The 17,040-nt window shown below is 42.3% G+C and carries 19 protein-coding genes; 14 read left to right on the top strand and 5 right to left on the bottom strand.

The window, feature by feature from the left end:
• Positions 1-90 precede the first annotated feature (90 nt).
• On the top strand, positions 91-1,653 hold the full coding sequence (locus AC1DRQ_RS01995; RefSeq protein ID WP_477421950.1) for a M20/M25/M40 family metallo-hydrolase: 1,563 nt from the start codon (positions 91-93) through the stop codon (positions 1,651-1,653).
• 214 nt (positions 1,654-1,867) lie between these two features.
• On the opposite strand, the gene AC1DRQ_RS01990 is transcribed toward AC1DRQ_RS01995, so the two are convergent.
• Entirely contained in the window at positions 1,868-2,860 is a 993-nt protein-coding gene (locus tag AC1DRQ_RS01990) for a hypothetical protein (RefSeq protein WP_477421949.1), read from the bottom strand.
• Positions 2,861-2,977: 117 nt separating this feature from the next.
• Between AC1DRQ_RS01990 and AC1DRQ_RS01985 the strand changes: the two genes are divergently transcribed.
• The 3 genes from AC1DRQ_RS01985 to AC1DRQ_RS01975 all read left to right on the top strand — a co-directional run bounded on the left by AC1DRQ_RS01985 (position 2,978) and on the right by AC1DRQ_RS01975 (position 4,564).
• Positions 2,978-3,385, top strand: a complete 408-nt coding sequence (locus AC1DRQ_RS01985) for a hypothetical protein (protein WP_429399772.1) — start codon at positions 2,978-2,980, stop codon at positions 3,383-3,385.
• A 101-nt stretch (positions 3,386-3,486) separates the two neighbouring features.
• Positions 3,487-3,969 carry a hypothetical protein gene (locus AC1DRQ_RS01980; RefSeq protein WP_429399773.1) on the top strand — a complete coding sequence of 161 codons (483 nt, stop codon included), beginning with the start codon at positions 3,487-3,489 and terminating at the stop codon, positions 3,967-3,969.
• Positions 3,970-4,087: 118 nt separating this feature from the next.
• Positions 4,088-4,564, top strand: a complete 477-nt coding sequence (locus tag AC1DRQ_RS01975) for a DUF1801 domain-containing protein (protein WP_477421948.1) — start codon at positions 4,088-4,090, stop codon at positions 4,562-4,564.
• A gap of 4 nt (positions 4,565-4,568) precedes the next feature.
• Here the strand turns inward: AC1DRQ_RS01975 and AC1DRQ_RS01970 are convergent, their stop codons facing one another.
• Positions 4,569-4,979, bottom strand: a complete 411-nt coding sequence (locus AC1DRQ_RS01970) for a DUF1801 domain-containing protein (protein WP_477421947.1) — start codon at positions 4,977-4,979, stop codon at positions 4,569-4,571.
• A 347-nt stretch (positions 4,980-5,326) separates the two neighbouring features.
• Between AC1DRQ_RS01970 and AC1DRQ_RS01965 the strand changes: the two genes are divergently transcribed.
• The 10 genes from AC1DRQ_RS01965 (at position 5,327) to AC1DRQ_RS01920 (ending at position 13,510) form a co-directional block, all read left to right on the top strand.
• Entirely contained in the window at positions 5,327-5,902 is a 576-nt protein-coding gene (locus tag AC1DRQ_RS01965) for a TerD family protein (protein ID WP_477421946.1), read from the top strand.
• 99 nt (positions 5,903-6,001) lie between these two features.
• On the top strand, positions 6,002-6,670 hold the full coding sequence (locus AC1DRQ_RS01960; protein WP_477421945.1) for a TerD family protein: 669 nt from the start codon (positions 6,002-6,004) through the stop codon (positions 6,668-6,670).
• Positions 6,671-6,792: 122 nt separating this feature from the next.
• On the top strand, positions 6,793-7,488 hold the full coding sequence (locus AC1DRQ_RS01955) for an HAD family hydrolase (RefSeq protein ID WP_477421944.1): 696 nt from the start codon (positions 6,793-6,795) through the stop codon (positions 7,486-7,488).
• Positions 7,488-8,333 carry a phosphoribosyltransferase family protein gene (locus AC1DRQ_RS01950; RefSeq protein ID WP_477421943.1) on the top strand — a complete coding sequence of 282 codons (846 nt, stop codon included), beginning with the start codon at positions 7,488-7,490 and terminating at the stop codon, positions 8,331-8,333. The genes AC1DRQ_RS01955 and AC1DRQ_RS01950 overlap by 1 nt, the downstream gene beginning before the upstream one ends.
• Positions 8,323-8,877: a TerD family protein gene (locus tag AC1DRQ_RS01945; protein ID WP_429399780.1), complete on the top strand. Its 555-nt coding sequence runs from the start codon at positions 8,323-8,325 to the stop codon at positions 8,875-8,877. The genes AC1DRQ_RS01950 and AC1DRQ_RS01945 overlap by 11 nt, the downstream gene beginning before the upstream one ends.
• 4 nt (positions 8,878-8,881) lie before the next feature.
• Positions 8,882-9,496, top strand: coding sequence for a TerD family protein (locus tag AC1DRQ_RS01940; RefSeq protein WP_429399781.1), 615 nt, complete (start codon positions 8,882-8,884; stop codon positions 9,494-9,496).
• A 154-nt stretch (positions 9,497-9,650) separates the two neighbouring features.
• Positions 9,651-10,793, top strand: a complete 1,143-nt coding sequence (locus AC1DRQ_RS01935) for a toxic anion resistance protein (protein ID WP_477421942.1) — start codon at positions 9,651-9,653, stop codon at positions 10,791-10,793.
• A gap of 275 nt (positions 10,794-11,068) precedes the next feature.
• Positions 11,069-11,989: a hypothetical protein gene (locus AC1DRQ_RS01930; RefSeq protein ID WP_477421941.1), complete on the top strand. Its 921-nt coding sequence runs from the start codon at positions 11,069-11,071 to the stop codon at positions 11,987-11,989.
• Positions 11,990-12,025: 36 nt separating this feature from the next.
• Positions 12,026-12,847: a TerC family protein gene (locus AC1DRQ_RS01925; RefSeq protein WP_477421940.1), complete on the top strand. Its 822-nt coding sequence runs from the start codon at positions 12,026-12,028 to the stop codon at positions 12,845-12,847.
• 192 nt (positions 12,848-13,039) lie between these two features.
• Positions 13,040-13,510 carry a phosphatidylglycerophosphatase A family protein gene (locus AC1DRQ_RS01920; protein WP_477421939.1) on the top strand — a complete coding sequence of 157 codons (471 nt, stop codon included), beginning with the start codon at positions 13,040-13,042 and terminating at the stop codon, positions 13,508-13,510.
• A 222-nt stretch (positions 13,511-13,732) separates the two neighbouring features.
• Here the strand turns inward: AC1DRQ_RS01920 and AC1DRQ_RS01915 are convergent, their stop codons facing one another.
• The 3 genes from AC1DRQ_RS01915 to AC1DRQ_RS01905 all read right to left on the bottom strand — a co-directional run bounded on the left by AC1DRQ_RS01915 (position 13,733) and on the right by AC1DRQ_RS01905 (position 17,037).
• On the bottom strand, positions 13,733-14,482 hold the full coding sequence (locus AC1DRQ_RS01915) for a 3-keto-disaccharide hydrolase (RefSeq protein ID WP_477421938.1): 750 nt from the start codon (positions 14,480-14,482) through the stop codon (positions 13,733-13,735).
• Positions 14,483-14,509: 27 nt separating this feature from the next.
• A complete protein-coding gene (locus AC1DRQ_RS01910) occupies positions 14,510-16,231 on the bottom strand; it encodes a GMC oxidoreductase (protein ID WP_477421937.1) in 1,722 nt (573 codons plus the stop codon).
• 74 nt (positions 16,232-16,305) lie between these two features.
• A complete protein-coding gene (locus tag AC1DRQ_RS01905) occupies positions 16,306-17,037 on the bottom strand; it encodes a glucosamine-6-phosphate deaminase (protein WP_477421936.1) in 732 nt (243 codons plus the stop codon).
• Between the last annotated feature and the right edge of the window lie 3 nt (positions 17,038-17,040).

Below are 17,040 nucleotides of genomic sequence, written 5' to 3'. Positions count from 1 at the left end.
GGGCTTCTATAGTCATCAGCCCAAACATTACTTGTAATTACCACAACAATAATTTAGCTTTAAAAATATTGTTGCATTAATTTAACCACTATGAAGCACCTTACCTTAAAATCATTATTTGCCGTGTGCATGTTAAGCAGTACAAGCCTGTTTGCACAGCAGGAGGTTGTTGATACTGCTGTTTTCAGCAGGATCAGGAACGCGGAACTGAAAGATTCGCACATACCCCATATCGCGCATTATCTTACGGATGTTTCGGGGCCACGACTTACCGGTTCGCCGGGTTTTAAAAGGGCCGCTGAGTGGGCGGTTGAAACCATGAAAAAATGGGGACTGGTTAATGCCACTTTAGAGCCCTGGGGCCAGTTTGGTAAAAACTGGGAGATACAGGATTTTAGCGTGATGATGAAAGTGCCATACGCGCAACCCGTAATGGCTTACCCTGAGCCGTGGAGTTCCAATACCAATGGCCTGCAACAAGGCCCGGTGATGTTGATTACGCAGGCTCAATCAAGGGATACCACCTATATAAGCCAGCATTTGAATGATTTTAAAGGCAAATTTATTTTAGTAGCAGGAGGGCCAATAAACACTGCCGACAACTTTAAACCCTCGGCCAAACGCCTCACAGATGCTGAACTTGCCGATATGAAGGACACTTATATGGTTAACCATGACCTGATAGTGCAATTTTTGGGGTCCTTTAAAATGTTAAACAAGGTGAGTATCTTGTTTAAACAGTCTGGTGCTATCGGGATCATAAATACGGGCAGGGCCAATATTAACGGAACTGTTTTTGTACAGGCGCGTAGCGGCTATAAGCTCACTAACCCCGAAAGTGTGCCTTCGGTAAGTATGGCATTGGAGGATGCTTTAAAAATAAAAAGACTGATAGAATCGGGCCACCCGGTAGAGATAGCGCTAAACATCAACGGAAAGCTTTCTACCGAAGATAACAAAGGCTATAATGTTGTTGCGGAGATACCCGGGACTGACCGTAAATTAAAATCGCAGCTGGTAATGTTGGGCGGACATTTGGATTCATGGTCGGCCGCTACTGGCGCTACCGACAACGCTGCAGGTTGTATTGTGATGATGGAAGCAGTTCGCTTGCTTGATTCATTGGGTTTAAAACCAAAACGTACCATACGCATTGCCTTATGGAGCGGCGAAGAGCAGGGTGTTTACGGTTCATACAATTATGCAAAAAACCATTTTATGGATGCCGAAAAAGGTACCGTGAAACCGGAGCAGGCCAAAGTATCGGCTTATTTTAATCTGGATAACGGTACGGGTAAGATCAGGGGAATATTTGCACAAAACAATACAGCCATGAAACCCATATTTGAGCAATGGTTTGCGCCGTTCCACGATCTGGGAGCCAGTACGGTTACACTGAAAAATACAGGTTCTACAGATCACCTGTCGTTTGATTGGGCGGGGATACCCGGCTTTCAGTTTATACAGGATCCTATTGATTATGAAACCAGAACGCACCACAGCAATATGGATAGCTATGACCACCTGCAAATTGACGACCTTAAACAGGCCGCGATTATTGTAGCATCGTTTGTATATCAAACAAGCATAAGGCCCGATCTTTTGCCAAGGAAACCATTGGTTAAGGAAACTTTTGCCTTTGATGGGTTGTAGATAACGAGCGGTTTATTTGTGATAGAGCCCCTGTAGATGTACAGGGGCTTTATCGTTTATTTAACCGCCAGTTCAAGCGTCCTTCGCTTGAACTTATACCAGTGTAAGCGTCCACGCTTACACAAATAATTATTAAAAAAGGTAAGCGTGGACGCTTACATCAACAATTATTCAAGCGGAGGACGCTTGAACAGGCAGAAACCTGAACTGTCATCTACTTCAACTTTGCTGTCATATCAAAATGTTCAACTGTTTTTATACCGTTTGGGGCTTCGTTAAAAGCGGAGTATAGTACGTATTTTTTGTCTTTATCTATTCCCGGCAAAGTTTTATCTATTACTTTTTTGATCGCCTCGTTTTCGTGCTTTATGGCTGTAGTATCTTTTAATTTTATGGACGACAGGTAATAGATCATTGGGAAATCTCCCTCAGGAGTGGTTTGATTAGATATCCTGATAATGCGTGGATGAGTGGCAACCTGTGTAATAACTAACGGGAATTTGTAATGTTCAATGGTTGACTTCAATAGCTTGTCATATAAATCCCTTGTCGCACCGAGATGATCATAGATCCATACATCGCTTGGGCGGTTACAGTATATAGCCGATTCAACCGTGTTTAATGCATCTATCAAATAGCCTTTATCATAATACGCCTTAGCTTGCTCGAGAAGTTCAGGACCGGTTTTGCCATTTATAGTGTATCGGCTTACCTCAAGGTTACTAAGCTTCCATCCATAATCATATTTGCAGTAAATAGCGGTGATCATATCTTTATTGGCACCTTCCTTCGGAATAAAAAATGCCATGTACATTTGGTGGGTTGTACCGATATAATTTAGTGTATAGCTGTTAATGCCTTTGGTGCCTGTTTTTATGGTATCATTATTTTTATAACGGTTTATTACATAATACTCATCAAGCAGGCTATAGCTGGCGGCTTTAACCCTGTTGCTTACCAGTTCAACTTTCCTCTCTTTGCCTGGTTCATCAATAAACTCTTTCGACATGATGTATTCCAACTGTTTTTCATTATTAACTTTCAGTTGTTTAAACAGTTCATCGTTAAGTTTATGAAATTTTTCCCGATCGCTTTTGGCTATGTTTTCATTCTTCCAGCTCCCCGGTTGTTCAGGCTCGCAGCTTTGTAAAGTAAAAATGACCAGTAAAAGGCCAAGCAGTTTTGTTACGGATGGGTTATATTTCATCGTTAGCGTTAAAGTATTAGGTGGGTACGATGATAACAATTTGCGGGCATTCTGCAAAAAAAATATTGTAGCATTTGTATAGTTACCAACGTATCATTTTTATAAACCTTAATGTTTATGAAAAAGCTATTACTCATAAGTATTTTGGCCGTTTTGATAGGCTGTAAAAAAGATGCCGAAAACAACGCTGGTCTTAATGGTAGCTGGGAGTATAGGGGCGCCGCCTGCTATTGCGTGGCAGCAGCCGACACCAGTGCCAACAAACCAGGGAACGGGAATATTTTAAGTTTTACAAATAGTGACTATAAGCGCTATACCAAAGGCGTATTGGAAAAAAGCGGTACTTATACCATTATAAAGGCTACGGCAGCTAACAAACAAATAGCAAGCCGCATTATCTATGATGGTGATACCACATCGGGCATTGTATATTTCAGGATCGATTCCTCAAAACTGACGCTTTTTGGATCGATACCCCTTGCAGCAGACGGGCCGGAATATTACTATGAGCGGATAAAACTATGAAATAATTTACCGTTTAAGTATACATTATTAACTTTTAGTAGTATTATTTTCTTTAAATGTTTACATTCCCCTCTTTATGCACATTCTAAACCCAGATAGGTATGGCAAAAGAAGATCGAGTGGACCTGTTAAAACTTATTTCCCCATTTTCTGACGAAGTACAGAACAAGGCGCTATGGCTGCGTGATTTTGTATGGAGCCAGTACCCGCAAGCTAACGAGCTTATCTTTGATAATCATGATAACATTATTTTAGGATGGTCGCCTACAGAAAAGGTGGGACATGCTTCTTGTGTCATCGCGTTAGACAGAACGAATAACAACATATACTTTGGGTTTTATGACGGAGCCGCGCTTGCCGATCCCGAAAAATTGTTGACAGGTAATGGTAAGCGGTACAGGTATATCCAGATTGAGGATATAAATGATTTTCCCAAAGCCTATATCACCCAGCTTTTAAAAGATGCGTGGATCAATTCGCTGAGAAAGGTTAATGATTACAAACAGATTGTGAATGGAAAAACCGTAGTCAAATCTATTTTGGCTTCCTTAGGGGCAATGCTCGAAACAATAGTACAGTTGTAACCATTTACCGCCACCTGTTGTTCTGAAATGTGCGACAATAGCGTTTTGCATGAAGTTTGGTACATTAACTTCCTGATATTTGTTGTGCGCATATTAAATTGGTAATTTTAGTATTAATATGCCAAAGGAAGAAAAAGCCGATCTTTTAAAATTTCTGGCTCCATTTGCTGCAGATGTGCAGGAAATGGCATTATGGCTTCGTGATTTTGTGTGGGATCAGTATCCGCAAGCCAATGAGCTCATTTACGATAATTATAACGCTGTTGCTTTTGGCTGGTCGCCTACAGAAAAAGTAGGTCATATCTTTTGTTCCATTGCCGTTGGCCGTACGAGTAACAATGTACATTTCGGGTTTTACTGGGGTGCCGAGCTCGCTGATCCCGAAAAATTGCTGATAGGCAACGGTAACCAGTACAGGTATATCCTGGTACACAATACAGCCGATTTTCCCAAAGCATATATTACCCAACTTGTGCAGGAAGCCTGGATCAACTCCCTTAAAAAAGTTAAAGATCCCAAACAAATTGTGCAGGGTAAAACTATTACCAAATCTGTTTCGGCTGTAAAACGGGAAAAGAAACCAAAAGGTGCATAAAGCTTTATTTTTCTACCAGCGCCAGCCAATCCTTTATAACCTTCCTTATCCCGGCCTCCTTGCTTTTCAGGTCATCCATACTTTTTATATATATAAGCCGGCGGCCGTCTGCATAATCACCCTCCAATAAGCCCGACGTGTCATTAACCTTAGCGCCGCTCGGAAAAACCAGTAGGATGCGTTTGTGCAGGTTCATCACCATGATGTGTCTTTTGTACTCTTTGGGGTTAAAGGGTTTCATTTCGCCGGTATACAGAAAGCTTGGCGCATTCCATTTTATTTCCTCGCCAATTTCAGGATCGGTGCTCAGTATGATCTGTCTGATGGCTTCAACAATTCCGGCAACCGGGGCATCCAGGTTTTGAATGTACCCGGTAACCAGTTCGGCATTTGACTGAGGTAATTGCTTTGCCATAATTTATTTGCAGGTTTTATACAAATGTGTTGAATATCAGGCAATAATAAAAGCGGTCATGCCCAAATCCTTCTTCGGAAGCTACATATTTTATTTAGATGTAAAGAACACTTTTATATCCAAAAAACGGGTAAATACGATAGCCGGAAGGAGAGGCTTAACAGCAATCAAAAAGTCTCCCCTACTGGGGGAGATTTAGAGGGGGCTCTTCCTTCATTTTTATTTCATATATCGCAATCAAAAAACATATATCTTAGTTTAATATTTCGGGCCGCAATTAAGGCAAATACACATGTGTTTCCGTAACATTATAGCGGTTTGCATGTCTTTATATAAACATTTTTAACATGGCTATTAATCTTCAAAAAGGACAAAAAATAGATATCGGACTGTCTAAAATGACAGTTGGTTTGGGCTGGAACCCAAACGAAGGCACAGGTTATGATTTTGACCTGGATGTATCGGCTATCATGATTGATGCCAACCGGTTTGTACCCGAAGACGAGTTCTTCGTTTTTTATAACAATGTTGATTCGCCTGATGCCGCAGTGCATCATACCGGCGATGATCCTTCAGGCGGCAACAGCGATGGCGGTGATGATGAATCCATTAATATTGATTTGACCAAAGTTGACCCTAAAATACAGGAGATCCTGTTTGTAGTTACCATACATGAGGCACAGCCGCGCAGGCAAAATTTTGGCCAGGTGCGTGATTCTTACATCCGTATTATTGATGACCTTACCGGCAGCGAAGTGTGCAAATATGAATTGGGCGAAGATTTCTCTATTGAAACCGCTATTGAGTTTGGCCGTTTATACAGGCGCAGCGGTGCCTGGAAGTTTGAGGCATCGGGTGTAGGATATAAGGAAGACCTTGCCTTCTTTTTAAGTAAATATTTTAAAGGACAGATCATTAAATAATCAAAAGCCCCACCCAAACCCTCCCCGGAAGGGAGGGCTTTTAAAAAAAGTCTTCCCTACAGGGGGAGATTTAGAGGGGGCTTATTAAATAATAATATAATGGCAATAAATTTAGTAAAAGGTCAAACTATTGACCTTCGTAAAAACGACCAGGGCGAAAGCTTCGACCTGTCGTCTGTTACCATTGGTTTAGGCTGGGATGTAAAACAAAATGGCGGCGGCGGTTTTTTAGGCAAGCTGTTTAGCGGTGGCGATGAGGTTGAGTATGACCTTGATGCCATAGCTTTTTTGTTAGATAAAAATGGTCGCGTGGCCGATAGGGGGCGTACATTTGAAAAGCCCAATGGCAATAAGGTAAGTTTATATGAGGGCGATGTGATCTACTTCAACTCTATGAAACACCCGTCGGGACATATATGGCTTACCGGCGATAACCGCACCGGAGCAGGAGATGGCGACGATGAACAGATCATCGTGAAGCTGGACTCGCTCGACCCAAAATTCGACCGGATACTTTTCATTGTTGCAATATACCAGGGCCGCAAAAATGGCCAGCATTTTGGTATGGTCGAAAACGCGTTCATCCGCGCGGTTGATAACCGGGGTAAAGAGATCGCGAAGTTCAGCCTTTCGGGCGATTCAACATACAACGGCATGTGCTCCATGACCTTTGCCGAGGTGTACAGAAAAGATGGCACCTGGAAATTCCGCGCCCTTGGCGAGCCGCACACTACCGATAACTTTTTAGAAATACTTAAACAATATTAGAAGTGGCGTGGGTCGGGTTGCGTGGTTCGGGGCTTAAATGATATGCCTTTCCCGCAACCCGTAACAGACAACCCGACCCCCATAACCCGACCCTCGCACCACACAACCCGCCCCCCGAACCAATGTCCTACCTGCACTATTCCTTTGATCTTTGGCTTACACTGATAAAATCCAACCCGGGTTTTAAAGCGGAACGTACCCGGATCTTTCACCGGGATTTTAATCCTGCTCATAAAAGCATAGAAGAGGTGGCAAAGGCTTTCAGGCTGGTTGACCTCATGTGTAACGCGGTTAACGAAAGTACCGGGAAAAACATCGATGCGGACGAAATGTACCTGATGGTGGTCAGTTTGATCAATGATAATCAGCTGAATTTGAATGATATTGATACGGGTAAACTTTATGCTGATATGGAGACGCTGGTGTTTAACTACCTGCCGGTAGTATACTCGCCTGTAACAATTGAGGTGCTGGACCGTCTAAAACAAAAAGGCGGCAGTACGTTTAGTATATTAAGCAACACCGGCTTTATTAAAGGAGCAACATTAAAAAAGATACTGGCGGAATTAAAGATGGAAAAATACTTTGATTTTCAGCTGTACTCTGATGAGGTGGGCATGTCAAAACCAAACCCGGCCTTGTTTAACCTGATGCTTCAATATATTAAACAGATCAATAAAGAAAAAGATATAACTTTAAGCAGCATTATTCATATAGGCGATAACCCTAAGGCTGATGTGGAAGGTGCAAACGCGGCAGGCATAAAAAGTTTGCTTATCAACTCAAACAACCAATCCATTTTTACATTATTAAGCTAATGAACGCTACCTGGTCATTACATCATATTAATAACGCGCAGGCATTAGGGTTTAACCCTGATGATTATAGCCGCTTTAAGTTTGGCGATGACGCTGTTGCAAAACAATTTGGTACCCAACTGGCAGATGGTTTTATTCATCAACATTTGTGTGTAAATCCTGTTGAACAGCAAATTGTGGTGATATCAAGCCCGTATTCGTTTATCCCAACAGCTACCTTTGCCATGAAAACCTGGTTTGTTTGCAGGCTTAACCGCTGGCTGGCCCAGCATGGCTATCCCGTAGTACAGGAAACAAAGGTACACCGCACCATAACCTATAAAGAAGATTATGGCGAACTGGATGCCGAACAAAGGATAAATCTGATTGGTAACGACTCGTTTCATATTGATAAGGATTTTCTGCAAAACAAAACGCTGGTGTTTTTGGATGATATAAAAATTACCGGCAGCCATGAACGTATGATTATGAAAATGGTGAATGCCTATGGTTTAGGTAATGATATATTTATGCTTTACTTTGCCGAGCTTACCAATAAAAGCATCCATCCAAATATCGAGAACCACTTAAATTATCACCAGGTAAAATCAATTTTTGATCTGGATGGCATCATAAAAAGCGGTAGCTTTATTATCAACACACGTATAGTAAAGTATATTTTAAATTACGATTTTGATAGTTTTTGTATTTTTATACAGGATCAAACGTATGATTTTATCAACCTGTTATACGATATGGCCCTGGGTAACGGTTATCATACTATTGAGGCTTATACCCAAAACCTAAATTTTATAAAAGAAAACCTATTTTTAAACAATCATAAATTAATTCAACATGGCAATTAACTTGCAAAAAGGTCAGCGGGAAAACATTAATGCTCCTAAATTTACCATCGGCCTGGGATGGGATACCAATACATCTTCAACAGGCAGTGCATTTGACCTGGACGCGTCTGTTTTTATACTGGGCGATAATAAAAAATTAGTATCTGACGAGAACTTTGTTTTTTACAACAACCTGAAATCGCCTGATGGCGCGGTTGAACATACCGGCGATAACCTAACCGGCGCCGGTGATGGCGATGATGAGCAAATAAAAGTCGACCTGTCAAAAGCCGATGCAAAGGTATCAGAAATATGCATCGTGGTAACTATTCACGAAGCGGAAGCCCGCAAACAAAATTTTGGCCAGGTACGCAATTCCTTTATCAGGATATTTGATGCGGCTACCAATACCGATATTTTAAAATACGAGCTGGAAGAGGATTTTTCGATAGAAACGGCTGTTGAGTTTGGCCGGATCTACAAAAAAGATAACAATTGGAAGTTTGAAGCAGTAGGCGTAGGCATGAAAGGCGGCCTGCAGGATTATTTAACCAAATACCAATAAAACTATGGCAATCAATCTTCAAAAGGGACAACGTATAAGTCTCGAAAAAAGTAATGGCAGTAAATTACAAAGTGTTTGCGTAGGTATAAACTGGGGCGCTATTGAAAAGAAGGGCCTGTTTGGTTTTGGCGCAACTAAAGAAGCTGTTGACCTTGATGCCAGCTGCGCTTTATATGATGATAACAAGCAACTCATTGATGTGGTTTACTTCGGTCACCTGAAATCAAAAGATGGTGCTGTTAAACATAGTGGCGACGATTTAACCGGCGATATGGCTGGTGATGACGGACTGGATAATGAAGTGATCACGGTTGATTTTGCGGGTCTTGGAAGTAACATAAGTTATGTGGCCTTTGTGCTTAACAGCTTCCGCGGGCAGGATTTTGCATCTATCCCGTTTGCGTCTATCCGTATTTATGAAGGCTCGCCTAAACAAGTGAATGAAGTGTTTGCTACCTATGATATTGCAAACAGCAGCGGTTTTGCAGGCCATGTATCTATGGTGATGGGCGTATTTTATAAAAAGAATGGCGAATGGAAATTTAATGCCATTGGCGAACCTACCAAAGACAGAAAATTAGAAGAAACAGTTAAAACTGTTACTCAAAACTATTTATAAATAACCTCACCCTGCCCTCTCCGGAGGAGATGGTTCAGAAAAGTGAAGTTAAAGTCCTCTCCTTTGGAGAGGATTATTACATGAGGGCTTCGCCGTTTAGGTGAGGCTAAATAGTTAGTATTTAAAATAATAATTGTATTTCAATAATTGAATTATGGAAAGCGCACCAGGCAATAACGAGCTAAATATAACACCGGTTAATCTGGATATTAATCCGGCTCCTTCTACCAATACTCCGGCAAAACTGCTGGACAAGGAAGGCAATGTAGACCTTACAAACATTTCATCGGCCGAGGTACAAAAATACAGCGAAACAGCGAAGGCCCTCGACCCTAAGGATGTTAACTCCATCCTGAACTATGGTACCGATGTACAGGCTTCCATGGAGAAGTACAGTAATAATTTCCTGACATCGGTACGTACTTACAACTCTGGCGAGGTTGGTTTGCTCATCAATGATCTGCTTACCGAACTGAACTATATTGATGTGGATGAGCTGAACCAAAGTGCGTTCACTTCATTTATATCGCATATACCTTTTGTTAAAAAGCTGGTATTTGATGCTAAAAAGCTGTTTCAAAAGTATGACACGGTAATTAACAACATTGATAAAATTACCAATAAGATAAAGGCCGGCCGGGTTAACTCGCTTAAGGATAACAGCTCATTGCAAACCATGTTTGATAGCAATGTAAGCTACATTCACCAGATGGAAGAGCTGATCATATCGGGCCAGTTAAAATATAACGAGCTTAATGAGCAGCTGGCGCAAATGGATGCCAACCCAACAGCTTATAACGATTATGAAATTGCCGATCTGCGCGATTTTGTGAACCGACTGGATAAACGCCTTGCCGATTTAAAAGTGGTGCGTTTTATCATGATGCAGTCGCTTGCGCAAATACGCATAGTGCAAAGCAACAATACCACCATTGCCGAAAAAGCGCAGTCTATTGTATCAACTACCATTCCGGTTTGGAAAAACCAGCTGACCATAGCGGTTGCCCTAAACAGGCAAAAGGAAAATGTGGAAATGCAGAAAAAGATCTCAGATACTACCAACACCATTCTGCAAAAGAACGCCGAACTGCTGAAGCAAAACAGTATTGACGTTGCCCGCGAGAATGAGAAAACCGTAGTATCATTGGATACCCTGAAAAAAACAACCGCATCCCTTATTGAAACCCTTACCGAGGTAAAACGCATTCACGATGAAGGTACTGCCAACCGCAAAACCCTCAACACCGAGCTGCAAAACCTGGAAGTGGAATTGAAAAAGACGGTAACAAACGGGTAAGGGCCTCACCCAACCCTCTCCAAAGGAGAGGGCTTTAAAGCACTTTTTAAAAGTCTCCCCCTTTGGGGGAGATTTAGAGGGGGCTTCGTGCTCCGCAATGACATATTTAATATGGTTGTCATATAATAAGACTGTCATACTTCAACAAGCTCTTGGCTACAAGCCCCTTTTGTTATTTATCACCTATAATTTTGTAAATTTGCATTTAATCAAAAAGTCGAGGTCGCCCGTTGATGGATGAAAACCGGTTAAATATTTTAAATCAGTCAAACCGAATGCTCAGTAAGCTGCAATTGCTTTCTGTTTTTTTTGGCGACGATGTTATTTATAAAATATATCTGCGCAGCCAGGTTATCCATAAGTTGTTTGAAACAAATCCTGAGCTCGATGTAAATAAGCTCGACCTGTTTCACCTGCAGTTCACCCAAAGCCTTATTGACCTGCTCCGGAAAATTAAAAAGAACAACGAGAGTAATATTAGCCTGGTGTTTGATGAAATACAGATCAATAAGGAACTGATTGACAAGCTGAATGATCCGTTTTACACCGAGGCCAATTTTAACCTCGAAAAGCAACGGCAGGCGCTAAAGGTCAATCTTTCGTTACGTAAATTGTTCCAGGTACTATCTGATAATTTAACGGATAACCCGCTTTCGAAAAATATCAACGCTTTTAGCTCCAGGTTTGCTGCCGACTTTTTTTATACCATAACACCCGAGCTGCTGGATGAACTCACCGCTTATAATGCCAAAGATGTTTATACTGATGAGTATGCTACCATTCAGCGAAAACTGATGGGCGTGCTGTGTAAATATGATTTTAAAACCGAGTTTTATTGCGGATTAAAATCGGGCAATCAAATTATTGAGGTGTATAAGTTTATGAATGCCGACCGGTATTTTCTTTACTCTCCATCAGACAGTCTGTTTGTGTTTTTGGATGTGGCTAAAATAGCGAACATCGATTTTTCAACTAATTTGTCGAAAAAAGAAAAGCTGATGCATGAGCTAAAAGATAAGAATGATAAGCTGGAAGGCAATGCTGCGGCCATGAAGTCATTTATGCCGCCCGAAATTAAAAACCTGCTGGCCGACGATTATAAAAAAATATCTGACATTAATTTCCTGGAGAATATCAGTAATATAGATGTGCAAGCCAATATTTTAAAAAGCATGCTCAATACCGATTTAATTTAGTTTATTTAACCCGACATTAATTCCTTACCTGTTATTATGGATTTCTTACATTCAATTTTGGGGCCTGATCTAAAAGCAGGCGTACTCGTTATTTTAAACTTAATAGTGATTGAGAGTTTATTATCAGTTGATAATGCCGCGGTGCTGGCCACCATGGTGCTCGACCTGCCTCCGCATCAACGTAAAAAAGCTCTTAGGTATGGTATCATCGGCGCTTATGTATTGCGTGGCGTTTGTTTGTTTTTAGCAGCCTGGCTGGTAAAAATATGGTGGTTAAAACCTATTGGTGGCTTATACCTGCTATACCTTGCTTTCGACTATTTTAAAGGTAAAATTCAGGCGGCTAATGGAGATGGAGGAGAGGAATCGGTTGACAAGAATAAAAACTGGCTTTATCGCTCTACAGTAGGGGTATTTGGTGTTTTTTGGTCAACTGTTGCTTTGGTGGAACTGATGGACCTTGCCTTTTCTATCGATAACGTATTCGCGGCCGTAGCTTTTACTGATCACATCGTTTTAATTTACATAGGTGTATTTATAGGCATACTGGCCATGCGTTTTGTAGCCCAGACCTTTGTTAGGCTGATGGAAAAATTTACCTTTTTAGAGACTGTTGCTTTTATAGTGATCGGTGTTTTAGGTATTAAACTATCGTCTTCAATATATGTGCATTTTTACCCGGAGGCGCCTGTTTCCAAAATGCTGGAGAGTGAGAAGACCGATATAGTTACCTCTATATTTACGGTGTCTTTATTCATTATTCCGGTATTAACTTCCTGGTTGTTTAACTTTCCTAAAAGGCACACCATCAACCCCGAAGTAGCCGAAGCCGCGGAAGATGTGTTGGATAAGCAATAAGGTTAAAACTGAAAGGTAAAAGGCGAAAGCTAAAACCAGGCCCGTGCGATTCCCCTCTTGAGAGGGGGGAGGGGTGTGTTCTTGACAGCAATTAATAACACCCCTGCACCGCTCTACCTAACGCGCCCCCTCTCAAGAGGGGAACTGAACGAGGGCATAAAACATGGCCAGCTCCAATGAACTATTGAACTAATGAACATTAATAAAATAATAGCCTCCATATTTGGTATAGGATTTTTAAAAGGCGGTGGTACATATGCCGCTATAGTAACCTGCGGATTTATCTGGTTGCTGTGGCAAAATCCCGCATTACAGAACCCCTGGTATTTATTTGCAATTACTATAGTGATAACCCTGCTGGGTGTACATGTGAGCAACAAAGTTGAACCCGACTGGGGCGAAGACAGCTCGCGCGTGGTGATTGATGAGGTTGCGGGTATGCTGATCGCCATGGTGTTTGTACCAATCAATATTTATCTTTTGCTGGCAGGCCTGGTGCTGTTTCGCTTTTTTGATATTGTAAAACCCCTGGGGATCCGTAAAATGGAAGCCCTGCCCAGCGGTACCGGTGTAATGATGGATGATGTGCTAGCCGGCTTTTACTCCAATGTTTTATTACAGGTAGGATATTTGGTGTGGGAAGTTTGGAAGGTAAAAAACTAAGAACAATCATACTAAATTAAGGAGTCATCCCGAATTTATTTCGGGACCCCATATTAAAAGCAGGGGATAGTGCGATTCCTTCCCTTGGGAAGGGGAGGTAGGGGTTTAGCAAACTTTGCAAGCTTACACCGCACGTATAAACCCCTCCCTGCCACTACACCTACAGCCGCACCCCTCCCGTGGGTAGGGAATTATATAGAGGGCTGCTCAGCATCACAACTCTTAAAGTTTCCTGATCTCCACATTCCTGAACCATACATCGGCTCCATGATCCTGCAGGGCTATGCGGCCTGTTTTAAAAGTACCGAAAGCCGGCCATTCCTTAAACTTGCTGCCTGCCACCAGTTTTTTCCAGCCATCGTCCCAAAGCGTGGTTGAGAGTACGTGCTCATTATTCATATAAATATCAAGCTTGCCTTTATTAGCCACAATCTCTACCTGGTTCCATTCGCCTGCAGGTTTTGCTACATCCTTTGATATCGACATCAGGTCATACAAATCACCTGCGCGGTGTTTGATCAGCTTGCCATCTTCATTTTCTTTATTATCAGCAACCTGACATTCCGGGCCGGTGTACCAGGCATATTGGTATTTAGCAGGATCTTCCTTTACATAAAACATAATACCGCTATTGCCGGCTTTGGATATTTTCCATTCGGTTTTAAAATCAAAGTTTTCATACTCCTCGTTGCTTACAATATCGCCTCCGTTTTTGGTTTGCCAGTCGCCTTTTTGTGAGGCATCCAGGTGTAAAACCCCGTCCTCAGCTTTCCATGCGCTGCCTGCAGTGTCTTTCCCGTAAGTATGCCAACCCTTGGTAGTTTTGCCGTCAAACAAAGGCGTGAATGCATTGCTGCTGCTATCGGCTACTTTGGCTACGGTATCAGTACCGGTGTTATCCTTCCTGGTCGACAAATTGCAGCTGCTTATGGCAATCACAACAATTAATAATAAAAATATCCTGTTCATCATGATGGTTTTAGTATTGGTTTATATGGATTATAGGTTCCCTTTTTTGATCTCACTTACAGCATAAGTGGCCGCCCTCGCCGTTAAAGCCATGTATAATATAGAAGGACTTTGGTTGCCGGTGGTGGTCATGCAGGCGCCATCGGTAACAAAAACATTTTTGCAAAGGTGCAGCTGATTCCAGTTATTGAGCAGCGATGTTTTGGGATCTTTGCCCATGCGCACGCCGCCCATTTCATGGATGTCAAGCCCCGGGGCCTGCTTGTTTTCATGTTTTTCGATGTTTTTACAGCCCGCTTTTTCCAGCATCTCGGCGCTTTGCGTTAAAAAATCCTGTATCATTCGCTCATCGTTATCATCATATTCAACAGAGGTGATCAATAGCGGGATACCCCATTGGTCCTTTTGGTCCTTACTCAGGCGCACATGATTTGTTTCTTTGGGTATGGTTTCGCCCTGCAGGTACATGTACGCTTTCCAGCCACCGGGTTCAGTAAGGGAATCTTTATATGCTCCACCAACTTGTCCACTCCCGGTCTCTGCCGGTCGTTCACGGTAGGCACCCATGAAGGTGGTAAAGCCGCCTTTATAATCGGTTTCCTGCTGGTGCAGGTTGCGGTAATTGGCCAGGATAAGCTCTGTAGGGTTTCTACCAAAATAATACCTGTCCAAAAATCCATCCATGCTTGCCGTTACCGAGGCCCGGTAATTTTGAAAGGCGACGAATTTACCCAGCAAGCCATTGTCATTACCCAAACCATTAGGGAAACGTGCCGAAGTTGAGTTAAGCAGGATAAGATTGGTGTTCAGTGCCGACGCGTTCATAAAGATGACCTTTGCCTTGTATTCAATCACCTCTTTGGTATTGGTATCAATCACTTTAACCCCGGTTGCCTTGCCCAGTTTTTCGTCATAAATAATAGAATGCACTACCGAGAACGGTCTGATGGTAAGATTACCTGTTTTTTTTGCCCAGGGTATGGTGGAGCTTACCGAACTGAAATAGCCACCAAACGGGCACCCTCGCATACACAAATTACGCGCCTGGCATTTGGCCCGCCCCTGGTCAAGATGAATTTGGTTGGGCTTGGTAATATGGGCCCAGCGGGCATGCACCAGGTGACGATCTTTATAGTTTTCACTTATTTTTTTACTGATAACCTCTTGTACTGCGTTCATATCAAACGGAGGCAAAAACTCGCCATCGGGCATGGCTTCAATGCCGTCTTTATTACCGCATACGCCAATAAATTTCTCTACATGCGAGTACCAGGGCGCAACATCATCGTAAGTTATGGGCCAGGCAATGCCATAGCCAAAGCGTTCGGGATTTATAAACTCATATTTACTCCAGCGCTGGCAAGCACGCCCCCATATAAGCGATTTCCCGCCAACCTGGTACCCGCGTATCCAGTCGAACGGCTTTTCCTGTATGTAAGGGTGGTCTTTATCCTTTATAAAAAAATGCGCGTTGTCTTCACCAAAACCAGCTGCTTTACTTATCAACGGGTTCTCATCTAAAAAAGCTTTGGTCATGGCCCCCCGGTGTTTAAATTGCCAGGGATCAAGGGTAGCCGTAGGATAATCTTTATTATGCTCCACGTTTCTTCCCCGTTCCAAAACCAGGGTCTTTAAACCTTGTTCACACAACTCTTTAGCCGCCCACCCTCCACTGATGCCTGAGCCTATAACAATGGCATCATAGGTTAAATTATCTGCCGGGTGTGAGGTGTTTTTTGAAGGATCTGGCATCGTGTTTTATGATTATATGTAAAAACTATTCAATCTGTATTTTTATATAGATTTTAACTATTATTACTGCGCAGCTATTCGATAAATAGCTTATCTGCAGCATCATTATCTAAAAGTACCTGTGCATTTGGCAGGGTTTGAAAGATGGAAGCAGGTACATCGGGCGTAACCGGCCCTTTCAAAGCCTGTACTATGATGTCGGATTTTTTTATACCGCTCGCAATTAAAACCGGAACTTTTGATTCGGCAAGGTGCCCAAGGCCAAGTGTAATACCTTCAGTTAGTTGGGTTTGCTGCTTAAAATATTTTTGCGCTACATCTACCGTAACTGGGTCTAACGCCGAATGATGTGCATAGGCTTTAAAATCGGCTCCGGGTTCATTCAGGCCGATATGGCCGTTCATGCCAATGCCTACTATCATCATATCCAAACCGCCAAGTTTACTGATGTACTCATTCATTTTTTTACACTCCGCATCAAGGTCATCAGCAACCGCGTCAAAAAAACGTACCTGTGATGATGATAATTTTAATGGCGTAAAGAAATGGGTATTCAAAAAATAGCTGCAACTGCCCTCATTGTCTTTATCCATGCCTACCCACTCGTCCAGTGCTACAAAATGCGTTTTACTGAAATCAATACAACCTCCCTGTGCATATTGAACAAGGTACTTTAGCATATCCGTTGGCGACTCACCCGATGGGAAACAGATCAGGGAATCCGGTTTTTGCTGCACTTGCCGCACAACAAGCTTAGCCACTGCCTGCGACATTTCATCATAATTTTTATAGGTGTGTATGTTCATCGT

Source organism: Mucilaginibacter sp. P4_E8 (assembly GCF_056401495.1).
The sequence above is the reverse complement of the archived record's forward strand: the minus strand, read 5'-3'. Positions and strand labels throughout refer to the sequence as shown.